The organism is Streptomyces sp. NPDC020597 (assembly GCF_044335095.1).
GTDB lineage: Bacteria > Actinomycetota > Actinomycetes > Streptomycetales > Streptomycetaceae > Streptomyces.
This window is the reverse complement of record NZ_JBIRUL010000018.1, coordinates 21,270-34,720: the sequence shown is the minus strand read 5'-3', so window position 1 is coordinate 34,720 and position 13,451 is coordinate 21,270. Positions and strand designations below refer to the sequence as shown.

Annotated in this window: 14 protein-coding genes; 8 read left to right on the top strand and 6 right to left on the bottom strand. The window is 71.4% G+C overall.

Features of this window, described 5'->3' with window-relative positions; translation table 11 throughout:
- Nucleotides 1-148: 148 nt before the first annotated feature.
- The 3 genes from ACH4ZA_RS27005 (at nt 149) to moaA (ending at nt 3,305) form a co-directional block, all read left to right on the top strand.
- Nucleotides 149-505: a DUF485 domain-containing protein gene (locus ACH4ZA_RS27005; RefSeq protein WP_319281615.1), complete on the top strand. Its 357-nt coding sequence runs from the start codon at nt 149-151 to the stop codon at nt 503-505.
- Nucleotides 502-2,127, top strand: coding sequence for a cation acetate symporter (locus ACH4ZA_RS27000; RefSeq protein ID WP_398432064.1), 1,626 nt, complete (start codon nt 502-504; stop codon nt 2,125-2,127). The genes ACH4ZA_RS27005 and ACH4ZA_RS27000 overlap by 4 nt, the downstream gene beginning before the upstream one ends.
- 188 nt (nt 2,128-2,315) lie before the next feature.
- Entirely contained in the window at nt 2,316-3,305 is a 990-nt protein-coding gene (gene moaA, locus ACH4ZA_RS26995; RefSeq protein WP_398432120.1) for a GTP 3',8-cyclase MoaA, read from the top strand.
- 42 nt (nt 3,306-3,347) lie between these two features.
- On the opposite strand, the gene ACH4ZA_RS26990 is transcribed toward moaA, so the two are convergent.
- Entirely contained in the window at nt 3,348-3,593 is a 246-nt protein-coding gene (locus ACH4ZA_RS26990; RefSeq protein WP_398432063.1) for a hypothetical protein, read from the bottom strand.
- Between the two features lie 197 nt (nt 3,594-3,790).
- On the bottom strand, nt 3,791-4,198 hold the full coding sequence (locus ACH4ZA_RS26985) for a DUF3099 domain-containing protein (protein ID WP_398432062.1): 408 nt from the start codon (nt 4,196-4,198) through the stop codon (nt 3,791-3,793).
- A 202-nt stretch (nt 4,199-4,400) separates the two neighbouring features.
- On the opposite strand from ACH4ZA_RS26985, the gene ACH4ZA_RS26980 reads away from it, so the two are divergent.
- Entirely contained in the window at nt 4,401-4,679 is a 279-nt protein-coding gene (locus tag ACH4ZA_RS26980; protein WP_398432061.1) for a GlsB/YeaQ/YmgE family stress response membrane protein, read from the top strand.
- Nucleotides 4,680-4,756: 77 nt separating this feature from the next.
- On the opposite strand, the gene tyrS is transcribed toward ACH4ZA_RS26980, so the two are convergent.
- Genes tyrS through ACH4ZA_RS26965 form a run of 3 tightly spaced genes read right to left on the bottom strand, consistent with a single transcriptional unit; the run spans nt 4,757 to nt 8,991 of the window.
- On the bottom strand, nt 4,757-6,022 hold the full coding sequence (gene tyrS / locus ACH4ZA_RS26975) for a tyrosine--tRNA ligase (protein ID WP_398432060.1): 1,266 nt from the start codon (nt 6,020-6,022) through the stop codon (nt 4,757-4,759).
- 54 nt (nt 6,023-6,076) lie between these two features.
- On the bottom strand, nt 6,077-7,471 hold the full coding sequence (locus tag ACH4ZA_RS26970; protein WP_398432059.1) for a metallopeptidase TldD-related protein: 1,395 nt from the start codon (nt 7,469-7,471) through the stop codon (nt 6,077-6,079).
- Nucleotides 7,468-8,991 (bottom strand): TldD/PmbA family protein, encoded by a 1,524-nt coding sequence (locus ACH4ZA_RS26965; RefSeq protein ID WP_398432058.1) that lies wholly within the window; start codon nt 8,989-8,991, stop codon nt 7,468-7,470. The genes ACH4ZA_RS26970 and ACH4ZA_RS26965 overlap by 4 nt, the downstream gene beginning before the upstream one ends.
- 244 nt (nt 8,992-9,235) lie before the next feature.
- Between ACH4ZA_RS26965 and fabG the strand changes: the two genes are divergently transcribed.
- The 3 genes from fabG (at nt 9,236) to ACH4ZA_RS26950 (ending at nt 11,255) form a co-directional block, all read left to right on the top strand.
- The gene (fabG, locus tag ACH4ZA_RS26960; RefSeq protein WP_398432057.1) at nt 9,236-9,955 is read left to right on the top strand and encodes a 3-oxoacyl-[acyl-carrier-protein] reductase; all 720 of its coding nucleotides are present in this window, start codon (nt 9,236-9,238) and stop codon (nt 9,953-9,955) included.
- 5 nt (nt 9,956-9,960) lie between these two features.
- Nucleotides 9,961-10,728 carry an enoyl-ACP reductase FabI gene (gene fabI / locus ACH4ZA_RS26955; RefSeq protein WP_351678858.1) on the top strand — a complete coding sequence of 256 codons (768 nt, stop codon included), beginning with the start codon at nt 9,961-9,963 and terminating at the stop codon, nt 10,726-10,728.
- Nucleotides 10,729-10,904: 176 nt separating this feature from the next.
- Complete coding sequence (locus ACH4ZA_RS26950) at nt 10,905-11,255, top strand: hypothetical protein (RefSeq protein WP_398432056.1); 351 nt, start codon at nt 10,905-10,907, stop codon at nt 11,253-11,255.
- Between the two features lie 16 nt (nt 11,256-11,271).
- On the opposite strand, the gene ACH4ZA_RS26945 is transcribed toward ACH4ZA_RS26950, so the two are convergent.
- Nucleotides 11,272-11,961 carry a FadR/GntR family transcriptional regulator gene (locus ACH4ZA_RS26945; RefSeq protein WP_398432055.1) on the bottom strand — a complete coding sequence of 230 codons (690 nt, stop codon included), beginning with the start codon at nt 11,959-11,961 and terminating at the stop codon, nt 11,272-11,274.
- A gap of 82 nt (nt 11,962-12,043) precedes the next feature.
- Between ACH4ZA_RS26945 and ACH4ZA_RS26940 the strand changes: the two genes are divergently transcribed.
- Complete coding sequence (locus ACH4ZA_RS26940) at nt 12,044-13,426, top strand: CynX/NimT family MFS transporter (protein ID WP_398432054.1); 1,383 nt, start codon at nt 12,044-12,046, stop codon at nt 13,424-13,426.
- Nucleotides 13,427-13,451 lie beyond the last annotated feature (25 nt).

Sequence of the window (13,451 nt, the reverse complement as noted above, 5' to 3'; positions counted from 1 at the left end):
CCGCTGCCCGCGCGGACGTCGCGGAACGCGGGCGACAAGTACCCGATCGAGTTGAACCGCCCCTAGCGCGCCGCCGTGCCCTTGGTCAGGGAGCCCGTGCACGATCGAGCCCCGCCCGACCCGCCCGTCCGCAATGCGAGGAGACTCCGTGGCCACCGAGACACCGCCCCCCTCGAAGACCCCCACCCGGCTCCCCACCACCGAGGAGTTCGTCGCGGTGCAGGAGAGCGCGGAGTTCGGTGAACTGCGCGGCGCCTACCGCGGCTTCGCCTTCCCGCTGACCGTCGCCTTCATCGCCTGGTACCTGCTGTACGTCCTGCTCTCCAACTACGCGGGCGGCTTCATGGGCACCAAGCTCTTCGGCAACTTCAACGTGGCGATGACCCTCGGCCTCGCCCAGTTCCTCACCACGTTCCTCATCGCCTGGTGGTACGCACGGACCGCCGCCGCCAAGTTCGACCCCAAGGCCGACGCGATCAAGTCCCGGATGGAGAGCGGCGAATGAGTCCCGCACAGCACACCCTGCTCGCCGCCGGCGAGGCCAGTGAGCACCGCACGCTGATCATCGTCCTGTTCTCGGTGTTCGTCGCCGCGACCCTCGTCATCACCGTCTGGGCCGGCCGCCAGACCAAGGACGCCGCCGACTTCTACGCCGGCGGCCGCCAGTTCACCGGCTTCCAGAACGGCCTCGCCGTCTCAGGCGACTACATGTCCGCCGCGTCCTTCCTCGGCATCGCCGGCGCCATCGCCCTCTTCGGCTACGACGGCTTCCTGTACTCCATCGGCTTCCTGGTGGCCTGGCTGGTCGCCCTCCTGCTGGTGGCGGAACCGCTGCGCAACTCCGGCCGCTACACCATGGGCGACGTCCTCGCGTACCGCATGCGCCAGCGCCCCGTCCGCACCGCCGCCGGCGCCTCCACCATCGTGGTCTCGATCTTCTACCTGCTCGCCCAGATGGCGGGCGCGGGCGTCCTGGTCTCGCTCCTGCTGGGCATCACCAGCGACGCCGGCAAGATCGCCATCGTCGCCCTCGTCGGCGTGCTGATGATCGTCTACGTCACCATCGGCGGCATGAAGGGCACCACCTGGGTGCAGATGGTCAAGGCCGTCCTGCTCATCGCCGGCGCCCTGCTGCTCACCTTCCTGGTGCTGCTCAAGTTCGACTTCAACGTCTCCGACCTGCTGGGCTCGGCCGCCGACAACAGCGGCAAGGGCGCGGCCTTCCTGGAGCCGGGCCTGAAGTACGGGGCCACCGGCACCACCAAGCTGGACTTCATCTCGCTCGGCATCGCCCTCGTGCTCGGCACCGCGGGCCTGCCGCACATCCTGATCCGCTTCTACACGGTGCCCACCGCCAAGGCCGCCCGGAAGTCGGTCCTCTGGGCCATCGGCCTGATCGGTGCCTTCTACCTGATGACCCTCGCCCTCGGCTTCGGCGCCGCCGCGCTCATCAAGCCGGAGGAGATCATCGCCTCCAACAAGGCGGGCAACACGGCGGCGCCGCTCCTGGCGCTGCATCTGGGCGGCGTCGACTCCAACTGGGGCGCCATCCTGCTGGCCACCATCTCGGCGGTCGCCTTCGCCACCATCCTCGCGGTGGTCGCCGGCCTCACCCTGGCGTCGTCCTCCTCCTTCGCCCACGACATCTACGCCAACGTCATCAAGAAGGGCCAGGCCTCCGAGAAGCAGGAGATCAACGCGGCCCGCTACGCCACCGTCGGCATCGGCGCGGTCTCCATCCTGCTCGGCGCCCTCGCCCGCGACCTGAACGTCGCCGGTCTGGTCGCCCTCGCCTTCGCCGTCGCCGCCTCCGCCAACCTCCCGACGATCCTCTACAGCCTCTTCTGGAAGCGGTTCACCACGTCGGGGGCCCTGTGGTCGATCTACGGCGGCCTGGTCACCGCCGTCGGCCTGGTGCTGTTCTCGCCGGTCGTCTCCGGCAAGCCCAGCTCGATGTTCCCCGACGTCGACTTCCACTGGTTCCCGCTGGAGAACCCCGGCCTCATCTCGATCCCGGTCGGCTTCCTGCTGGGCATCGTCGGCACCCTCGTGTCGAAGGAGAAGCCCGACGACGCCAAGTACGCCGAGCTGGAGGTCCGCTCCCTGACCGGCACCGGGGCCCACTGAGGCGACCGGAGCCGTGGCCGGGGCGCGGGGCGCCCCACTAGTCACGCTCCCCCGCGGCCGCGTCGTAGATCCCTACGACGCGGCCGCGTCCCACCTCGTGGGATCGGGCCCTGTCACCGTCGGCGGCGTCACGTAGGCTCGCAGGTGACGGAAGAGGCATGCGAACCACCACGAGGGAGGGGGCCCACGTGCTCATCGACACCTACGGCCGAGTGGCCACCGACCTGAGGGTCTCGCTGACCGACCGGTGCAACCTGCGCTGTACGTACTGCATGCCCGAGGAGGGTCTGCAGTGGCTGGCCAAGCCCGACCTCCTCACGGACGACGAGATCGTCCGCCTGATCGACGTCGCGGTCACCGCGCTGGGCATCGAGGAGGTCCGCTTCACCGGCGGCGAGCCCCAGCTGCGCCCGGGGCTCGTGGGCATCGTCGAGCGGGTCGCCGCGATGGAGCCGCGCCCCCGGACGTCCCTCACGACGAACGGCATCGGCCTGCGCCGGACCGCCGCGGCTCTCAAGGCGGCCGGCCTGGACCGGGTCAACGTCTCCCTCGACACGCTGCGCCCCGACGTCTTCAAGACCCTCACCCGCCGGGACCGTCACAAGGACGTCCTCGAGGGCTTGGAGGCCGCCCGTGAGGCGGGCCTGACCCCGGTCAAGGTCAACTCGGTCCTGATGCCGGGCCTCAACGAGGACGAAGCGCCCGACCTCCTCGCCTGGGCCGTGGAGAACGACTACGAGCAGCGCTTCATCGAGCAGATGCCGCTGGACGCCCAGCACGGCTGGAAGCGCGAGGGCATGGTGACGGCCGGGGACATCCTGGCCTCCCTCGGCACCCGTTTCGCCCTCACCCCCGAGGGCGAGCAGGAACGCGGCTCGGCCCCGGCCGAACGCTGGCTGGTGGACGGCGGCCCGCACCGGGTGGGCGTCATCGCCTCCGTCACCCGACCCTTCTGCGCCGCCTGCGACCGCACCCGCCTCACGGCCGACGGCCAGGTCCGCACGTGTCTCTTCGCCCGCGAGGAGACGGACCTGCGAGCGGCCCTGCGCTCCGGCGCCCCCGACGAGGAGATAGCCCGCATCTGGCGTCTGGCGATGTGGGGCAAGAAGGCGGGCTCCGGTCTGGACGACCCGAGCTTCCTGCAGCCGGACCGGCCGATGTCGGCGATCGGCGGCTAGGCGGGCGGCGGTCCGGCGACCGGAGGGTGCGGGGACCCCGGCTCAGCCGGCCTGGCCCCCGGACCCCTCCCCGGACCCCTCCGGGGGCTCCCACTCGGCCAGCGCGACCACGTCCTTGAGGAAGCCCCGGACCCCGAGGAACTGCGACAGGTGCTCGCGGTGCTCCTCGCACGCGAGCCACGTCTTGCGCCGCTCCGGCGTATGGATCTTCGGGTTGTTCCAGGCCAGCACCCACACCGCGTCGACACGGCAGCCCTTGGCAGAACAGATGGGGGTCTCGTCACTCACGAAGTCGTCTCACCACACGCGCGCAAAGGCGACGCCGAGCAGCCACGGGGGGAGCTGCCCGGCGTCGGTCCGTCGCTCCGACGGGGGATGCGGAGCGCGTACGAAGTATGTCACGGCAGACCACCCCCACGGCACTGGAACAACATGATTGATCTGAGCTTTTCCTGAGCTTGGCGCACAGCCCGCTCATGGCCCTTTCACGGCTGTCGCTCAGCCTGTCCGGGCGCCGGTTCCTCCCGGACGGGTTCCGTGAACCCCTCCCCTTCGGGGGCGGATCGCGTGGAGCCGTCGCCGGCACGAGGGGGCGTGATCATGGTCCGTACGGGGGTGCCGACGAACGTCGAGGGGAGCGACGGCGCGTTCTCCCGGCCTGCGTTGGCCACCACCACCGCGATGTAGGGCAGCACCAGGCCCAGGACCAGCGCCACCACGGCCACATGCCGTTCCACGTTCCACAGCGTCGCCGCCAGGATCACCGCCACCGTGCGGACGGACATCGAGATGATGTAGCGCCGCTGCCGGCCCCGCACGTCGTCCTGGAGTCCCTGACGTGCGCCGGTGATCCGGAACACCTGGGCGTTCTGGCCGCCACCCTGCTTCCGCATGACATTCCCCGTCCGCCCACGTCGTCCTTCCCCCGGCCTCCACGTTACGCCGAGGCTGCGCACTCCTGGAGACCGGGGCGTCTGCGGCCCGGGCGAACCCCGCTGCGTCGTCCCGCGTACGGCCGTACCCGACATGCGTCGTATGCGGAGCGGCCCGAGACTTGAGGCCACTGCTCACGTAGAGCCGGAAAAGGAGGCAGCCATGGGCTGGTTGTGGGCGATCATCGTCGGATTCGTGCTGGGCCTGATCGCGAAGGCGATCATCCCGGGCAAGCAGCACAGCCCGCTCTGGCTGACCACGATCTTCGGCATGCTGGGCGCGATCGTCGGCAACGCGATCGCCCGTGCGGCAGGCGTCGAGTCCACGCCCGGCATCGACTGGAGCCGGCACGCGTTCCAGCTGATCGCCGCCATCATCATCGTCGCCCTCGGCGACATGCTCTACATGGCGACGCTGGGCAAGAGGAAGCACGGGGCCTGAGCGGGAGGAAGGACGAAGGACGAAGGGGCGGCCTCCCGTGGGAAGCCGCCCCTCAGTCCGTTCCGCCGCCCGGGCGGTCAGCCGGTGACCTCCACAGCGGCCAGGTTCTTCTTGCCGCGCCGCAGCACCAGCCACCGCCCGTGGATGAGCTCCTCCGCCGCGGGCACCGCGTCCTCGGCCGTGACCTTGACGTTGTTCACGTAGGCCCCGCCCTCCTTCACGGTCCGCCGCGCCGCCGACTTGCTGGCCACCAGGCCGACCTCGGCGAACAGGTCCACGACCGGTCCGAGCTCGGCGACCTGGATGTGCGGCACCTCGGAGAGGGCCGCGGCCAGCGTCCCCGCGTCGAGGTCGCCCAGCTCGCCCTGCCCGAAGAGGGCCCTGGACGCGGCGACCACCGCGGCCGTCTGGTCGGCTCCGTGGACCAGCGTCGTCAGCTCCTCGGCCAGCGCGCGCTGTGCGGCCCGGGCCTGCGGCCGCTCCTCGGTCTGCCGCTCCAGCTCCTCGATCTCCGTACGGGACCGGAAACTGAAGATGCGCAGGAACTTCGAGACGTCCCGGTCGTCCGCGTTCAGCCAGAACTGGTAGAACGCGTACGGCGTCGTCATCTCGGGGTCCAGCCAGACCGTGCCGGACTCCGTCTTGCCGAACTTGGTGCCGTCCGCCTTGGTGATCAACGGGGTGCCCAGGGCGTGCACCACCGCGTCGGGCTCGACCCGGTGGATCAGGTCGGTGCCCGAGGTGAGGTTGCCCCACTGGTCGCTGCCGCCGGTCTGCAGCGTGCACCCGTACCGCCGGTACAGCTCCAGGAAGTCCATGCCCTGCAGGATCTGGTAGCTGAACTCGGTGTAGCTGATGCCCGCGTCGGAGTTGAGCCGCCGGGAGACGGCCTCCTTGGCGATCATCTTGTTCACCCGGAAGTGCTTGCCGACGTCGCGCAGGAACTCGATGGCCGACATGCCCTGGGTCCAGTCCAGGTTGTTGACCATGACGGCCGCGTTCGGGCCCTCGAAGTCGAGCAGCGGCGCGATCTGCGCGCGCAGCCGCTCCACCCACTGGGCGACCACGTCGGGCGCGTTCAGCGTGCGTTCCGCGTTCGGCTTCGGGTCGCCGATCAGACCCGTGGCGCCCCCGACCAGGCCCAGCGGACGGTTGCCCGCCTGCTGGATGCGGCGCATCGTCAGGATCTGCACGAGGTTGCCGAGGTGCAGGCTGGGCGCGGTCGGGTCGAAGCCGCAATAGAACGTGACAGGACCGTCCGCGAACGCCTTGCGCAATGCGTCCTCGTCCGTGGAGAGGGCGATCAGCCCCCGCCACGTCAGTTCGTCGACGATGTCCGTCACGGTCTCGGTCTCCTTGATGATCTTCGCGCAGTCGAGTGACTGCCGGCTACGAGGTTATACGCCCTGACTGACAGAGCTCATATTGAAGTCCGGCACCCTCAGGGCGGGCATCGCAGCCCTAGTGAACCAGTCGCTCCACTCCCTGGGCAGCGTCTTTTCCGTGCGTCCCGCCTCCGTCGCCCGGCCCAGCAGGTCGACCGGAGACTCGTTGAACCGGAAGTTGTTCACCTCGCCGACGACCTCGCCGTCCTCGACGAGGTACACGCCGTCCCGGGTCAGACCGGTCAGCAGCAGGGTCGCCGGGTCGACCTCGCGGATGTACCAGAGACAGGTCAGCAGCAGGCCCCGGCCGGTGGCGGCGGCCATCTCGTCCAGCGAGCGGTCCTCACCGCCGTCCAGGATCAGGTTCTCGGCCCCCGGCGCCACCGGCAGCCCGGTCAGCGCCGCGCTGTGCCGGGTGGTCGTCAGGTTCTTCAGCTCGCCCCCGCCGATCCACTCGGTGGACCGCAGCGGCAGCCCGTTGTCGAACACTGACTGGTCGCCGCCGGAGCTGTGCGCGATCACGAACGGCGCGGACTCGAGGCCCGGCGCGTCCGGGTCGCTGCGCAGCGTCAGCGGCAGGTCGGTCAGCCGGTCGCCGAGCCGGGTGCCGCCGCCGGGCTTGGAGAACACGGTCCGCCCCTCGGTCGCGTCCCGGCCGGACGCCGACCACAGCTGGTAGATCATCAGGTCGGCCACGGCGGTCGGCGGCAGCAGCGTCTCGTACCGGCCGGCCGGCAGCTCGATCCGCCGCTCCGCCCAGCCGAGCCGTACGGCGAGCTCGGCGTCGAGCGCCGCCGGGTCGACGTCCTTGAAGTCGCGGGTCGATCGTCCGGCCCACGCCGAACGCGTGCGGTCCGGGGACTTGGCGTTCAGCTCGAGCGTCCCGTTCGGCTGGTCGTGCCGCAGCCGCAGACCCGTCGAGGTGCCCACGTACGTCGAGACCAGCTCGTGGTTGGCGAACCCGTACAGCTCGCGGCCCCCCGCACGCGCGCGGGCGAACGCCTCGCCCAGCGCCGGCGCGAAGTCGGCGAACACCGCGGACGAGGTCTCCACGGGCGCGTCCGTGAACTCGGGGGACTGCGCCACGCCCGTGACCAGCGGCTGGGCGTCCTCGGCGGGGTGCGCGCCGCGCGCCGCGGCCTCGGCGGCCCGCACGAGGGGCTCCAGCTCGTCCCCGGTCACCGCGGCGCGGGAGACGACCCCGGAGGCGGTGCCCTCCTTGCCGTCGACCGTCGCGATCACGGTGAGCGTGCGCCCGCGCGTGACGCCGTTGGTCGTCAGCGCGTTCCCCGCCCAGCGCAGGTTCGCCGTCGACTGCTCGTCGGCGATGACGACACAGCCGTCGGCCCGCGACAGCCCGAGGGCGCGCTCGACGACCTCGTGCGGCTTGGTGCTACGGGCGCTCATCGACCGGCCTCCTGCGTGGTGTTCAGAATGTTGACGCCCTTGAACAGGGCCGACGGGCAGCCGTGCGACACCGCCGCCACCTGGCCCGGCTGGGCCTTGCCGCAGTTGAAGGCGCCGCCGAGGACGTACGTCTGCGGACCGCCCACCGCCGCCATCGAGCCCCAGAAGTCGGTGGTCGTCGCCTGGTAGGCCACGTCCCGCAGCTGCCCGGTGATCCGCCCGTTCTCGATCCGGAAGAACCGCTGCCCGGTGAACTGGAAGTTGTAGCGCTGCATGTCGATGGACCAGGAGCGGTCGCCGACGACGTAGATGCCCCGGTCGACGCTGCCGATGAGGTCCTCCGTGGACATCCCCGCCGGGTCCGGCCGCAGCGACACGTTGGCCATGCGCTGCACCGGCACATGGCCGGGGGAGTCGGCGAACGCGCAGCCGTTGGACCGCTCGAACCCGGTGAGCTTCGCGATCCGCCGGTCCAGCTGGTAGCCGACGAGCGTGCCGTCCTTCACCAGATCCCAGGACTGGCTCTCGACGCCCTCGTCGTCGTACCCGACGGTCGCCAGGCCGTGCTCGGCTGTGCGGTCGCCCGTGACGTTCATCAGCTCGGAGCCGTAGCGCAGCTTGCCGAGCTGGTCGAAGGTGGCGAAGGAGGTGCCGGCGTAGGCGGCCTCGTAGCCGAGGGCGCGGTCCAGCTCGGTGGCGTGCCCGATGGACTCGTGGATGGTCAGCCACAGGTTGGACGGGTCGACGACCAGGTCGTACAGCCCCGGGTCCACGCTCGGCGCGCGCATCTTCTCGGCGAGCAACTCCGGGATCCGGGCCAGCTCGTCGTCCCAGTCCCAGCCGGTGCCGGTCAGGTACTCCCAGCCGCGTCCGACGGGCGGCGCGACCGTGCGCATCGAGTCGAACTCGCCGCTGGACTCGTCGACCGACACCGCGTTCACCGCCGGGTGCAGCCGCACGCGCTGCTGGGTGGTCACCGTCCCGGCCGTGTCGGCGTAGAACTTGTTCTCATGGACGGTCAGCAGCGAGGCGTCCACGTGGTTGATGCCGTTCGCCGCCAGCAGCCGCGTGCTCCAGTCCGCGAGCAGCGCCGCCTTCTCCTCGTCCGGCACGGTGAACGGGTCGATCTCGTAGGACGAGATCCACGTCCTGTCCGCGTGCACCGGCTCGTCGGCCAGTTCCACCCGCTCGTCCGAGCCGGCGGCCTTGATCACCTGCGCGGACAGCTTGGCCATCGCCACCGCCTGCGAGGCGACCCTGGCCGCCGCGTCCATCGTCAGATCCACGCCGGACGCGAACCCCCACGTGCCGCCGTGCACCACCCGCACCGCGTACCCGAGGTCGGTCGTGTCCGAGGACCCGGCGGGCTTGGCGTCCCGCAGCCGCCAGGACGCGCTGCGCACCCGCTCGAACCGGAAGTCCGCGTGCTCCGCGCCCAGCGCACGCGCGCGTGCGAGCGCGGCGTCGGCGAGGGCGCGCAGGGGTAGGGCCGTGAAGCTTTCATCGATGGTATGGGGCACCTAGGTCTCTCCCTGGTGTCGTCGCGGGTGATGACCTCGATCATGTCGCGCCCGGCGGCCCCCGGACCACACCTTTCCGGGCCGCTTGCGCAAACTTTCTGTAGGGACCCCACAGTCAGCCCCGTGAGCCACTGTCGGTGCCCGAATGTCGTCGCGAGGAGGCAGACCGATAGGTTTCGGGGGAAGCCGCCTGCCACCCAGAGTTCGGGCGGGTGCGTCAGACCCCTATCGAAAGGGTGATCCGTTGAGCCGCTCGGTTCTCGTCACCGGAGGAAACCGGGGCATCGGCCTCGCCATCGCCCGCGCGTTCGTCGACGCCGGCGACAAGGTCGCCATCACGTACCGCACGGGCGAGCCGCCGTCCGCCCTGACGGAACTGGGCTGCCTCGCCGTCAAGTGCGACATCACCGACTCCGAACAGGTGGAGCAGGCCTACAAGGAGATCGAGGCCGAGCACGGCCCCGTCGAGGTCCTGATCGCCAACGCCGGCGTCACCAAGGACCAGCTGCTGATGCGCATGTCCGAGGAGGACTTCACCTCGGTCGTCGACACCAACCTGACCGGCGCCTTCCGCGTGGTCAAGCGCGCCAACCGCGGCATGCTGCGCGCCAAGAAGGGCCGCGTCGTGCTCATCTCCTCCGTGGTCGGGCTGTACGGCTCGCCGGGGCAGGCGAACTACGCCGCCTCCAAGGCCGCCCTGGTCGGCTTCGCCCGCTCCCTCGCCCGTGAGCTGGGATCCCGCAACATCACTTTCAACGTCGTCGCGCCCGGCTTCGTCGACACCGACATGACCAAGGTGCTCACCGACGAGCAGCGCGCGGGCATCGTCTCGCAGGTCCCGCTCGGCCGGTACGCGCAGCCGCAGGAGATCGCCGCGGCGGTGCGGTTCCTCGCCTCGGACGACGCCTCGTACATCACTGGAGCCGTCATCCCCGTTGACGGCGGACTGGGAATGGGTCACTGATCACCATGAGTGGAATTCTCGAGGGCAAGCGCGTCCTGATCACCGGAGTGCTGATGGAGTCCTCCATCGCCTTCCACACGGCCAAGCTGGCCCAGGAGCAGGGCGCCGAGATCATCCTGACCGCGTTCCCGCGGCCCACGCTGACCGAGCGCATCGCCAGGAAGCTGCCGAAGCCGACCAAGGTCATCGAGCTCGACGTCACCAACGACGAGCACCTCGGCCGTCTCGCCGACATCGTGGGCGAGGAGCTCGGCGGCCTCGACGGCGTCGTGCACTCCATCGGCTTCGCCCCGCAGGACGCCCTCGGCGGCAACTTCCTCAACACGCCGTTCGAGTCCGTCGCCACGGCCATGCACGTCTCGGCGTACTCCCTGAAGTCGCTCACCATGGCCTGCCTGCCGCTGATGCAGAACGGCGGCTCGGTCGTCGGCCTCACCTTCGACGCGTCCTTCGCGTGGCCCCAGTACGACTGGATGGGCCCGGCCAAGGCCGCCCTGGAGGCCACCAGCCGTTACATGGCGCGCGACCTGGGCAAGCAGAACATCCGCTGCAACCTGGTCTCGGCCGGCCCGATCGGCTCGATGGCCGCCAAGTCCATCCCGGGCTTCGCCGAGCTGGCCGCCGTCTGGGACGACCGCTCGCCGCTGGAGTGGGACCTCAAGGACCCCGAGCCGGCCGGCCGCGGCGTCGTCGCCCTGCTGAGCGACTGGTTCCCCAAGACCACCGGCGAGATCGTCCACGTGGACGGCGGCCTGCACGCGATCGGAGCCTGATCCCGGGCCTTCGGCCGGCTTCCCGGCGCCCCGCTCCGCGCATCACGCGCGGGCGCGGGGCGTCACTCGTTCGGCGTACCTGTCCGGGCGGCGGGCGACCACGGCCGGGCACGCTGGAGTGCGCGCCCCGTACGACGCGCGGTTCCCTCCCCAGCTCGGCCGAGGAGGTATCCCTTGTGCGCCTGTCCCGCAGCCTGGCCCCAGCGACCGTCGTCGCCCTGTGTCTCGTGTTCTCGCTGCCGTACGACGCGTCGCCGCACGCACGCGTGAAGGCGCCCGAGGCGGCCGTGCCGGAGCCGTTCGGCGCGGAGTGCCTCGTCGGCGTCCACGGCTCCCGCGTCGTCGCCCACTGCCACAACCCCTACGCCGACATCGACCGGGTCCGTCTGCACATCGAGTGCGACCGCTGGTGGGACCTCGACACCGACGGCGCGCCCGCCGACGCGGGCCCCGCCCGTACCGTACGGCTGACCGGACGCTGCTGGAAGGAGGTCCGCTCGGCCTGGGTCAGCCACCAGCGGGTGTGACCCACGGGCGGCCCGGTCAGCCGGCCGGCGAGGTGAACCGGCCGGGCCGGCACCCCATCGGATGGCCCGCCGCCTCGACGGCGGCCGTCTCCGCCTCGCCCGCGCGGATCGCGTCCACCAGCCGCGTGTGGTCCATGTACGTCTCCGGCGTGAGCTCGGCGCCCACGTCCTCCCGCAGCCAGTCGCGCAGCACCTCGCCGAGGTCCGCGTACATCGCCGTCATGACGTCGTTGTGGGAGGCCGCCACGACGGCCAGGTGGAAGGTCGCGTCGGCCGCCACGAACGTCTCCGCGTCGCCGGACTCCCACGCCTCCTCGCGCCGCCGCAACAGCGCGTCCAGCTGCTTGAGGTCCTTCTCGGTGCGCCGTACGGCCGCCAGCTTCGCCGCGCTCGACTCCAGCGCTGCGCGCAGTTCGGCGATGTGCCCGGGATCGGCGTCGGCGAAGCGGCGGTGCATCACGCCCGCCAGCTCGCTGGTCGCCACGACGTACGTGCCCGAACCCTGCCGGATGTCCAGCAGCCCGTTGTGCGCCAGCGCCCGGACGGCCTCACGGACCGTGTTACGGGCGACGCCCAGCTGCTCGACCAGCTCCGGTTCGGTGGGGATGCGCTCGCCGACCGGCCACTCGCCCGAGGTGATCTGGGAGCGCAGCGCGGCGATGACCTGCTCGGACAGCGCCGAGCGGCGGGGATGGCTCAGGGGCATGGCACACCTTCGCACGGCCGGGGCGGTCGAGGGACGCCCGGGGATGGACAACCAATCATCCTATGATTCTATGATGGGTGGCATGGTGAGCGAGCAGACACGGCCCACGACCGCACCGGCCACCCGTGGGCAGCCCTCGGACGAGCCGTCGGGCGCCGCCACGCACGCGTGGCGGACCCGGCTGCTCGTGATCGGCATCGTGCTGGCCGCCGTCAATCTTCGCCCCGCCATCACCAGCCTCGGCGCGCTCCTCGAAGAGGTCCGCGACGGGCTCGGCATGAGCAGCAGCGTCGCCGGAGTGCTCACCTCCGTGCCCCCGCTCTGCTTCGCCGCCTTCGGTGTCATGGCACCCCGCCTCGCCCGCCGCTTCGGGGCCGGCGCGGTCGTGTGCGCGGGCATGGCCGCCATCACCGCCGGACTGCTCGTGCGCCCCTACGTCGGCGGCACCGCCGGCTTCCTCGCCGGCAGCGCTCTCGCCCTCATGGGCATAGCCGTCAGCAACGTCCTGATGCCGGTCGTCGTCAAGCGCCGCTTCCCGGACCGGGTCGGCTCCATGACCGGCCTGTACTCGATGGCCCTCGCCCTGGGCACCGCCGTCGCGGCCGCCGTGACGGTGCCCATGACCGGGGCGCTCGGCGGCAGTTGGCAGACCGGCCTCGCGGTGTGGGCGGGCCTGGCGGCGGCCGCCGTCGTCCCGTGGCTGCCGCTGGTGCGCGACCGTGACGGTGACCGTGAGCGCGATCGCGCCTTCGGTCACGGGCGTGGCACGCTCCCGGCCGGGCCCACGACGGCCGGATCGCCCGCCCGGGAAGCACAGCAGCCGCCGTCGGGCGGCCGCTCGTCCACGCCCGCCCGGTCCGCCCGCCCGGCCGCCGCCCCGCTGCGCGTCACCCGCAGCCGCACCGCCTGGGCTCTCGCCGTCTTCTTCGGCCTCCAGGCCACCGCCGCCTACATCACCATGGGCTGGATGCCGCAGATCTTCCGGGACGCGGGCGTGCCGGCGAGCACCGCCGGGCTGCTTCTCGCCGTCACGATGGCGATGGGCGTGCCGCTGGCCTTCGTCATACCGCGCGTAGCCACCCGGCTGCCGCACCAGGGCCCGATCGTGATCGCGCTCGGCGCCTGCGGTCTCGTCGGGTACGCCGGCCTGTACCTGGCCCCGGCCGGCGGCGCCTGGGCCTGGGCCCTGCTGCTGGGCATCGCCAACTGCGCCTTCCCGCTGGCGCTCACCATGGTCGGGATGCGCGCCAGGACCGGCGCCGGAGTGGCCCAGCTCTCCGGCTTCGCCCAGAGCACCGGCTACCTGATCTCCATCCCGGGTCCGCTGCTGGTCGGGGTGCTGTACCAGCACAGCGGCGGCTGGGGCGTGCCCCTCGCGCTCATGGCGGCGCTGATGATCCCGCAGACCGTCGTCGGCGTCCTGGCGGGCCGCGACCGCACAGTGGAGGACGAGGCCGCCCGCTGACCCGGCGGCGTCGGGCTCCGCGGAC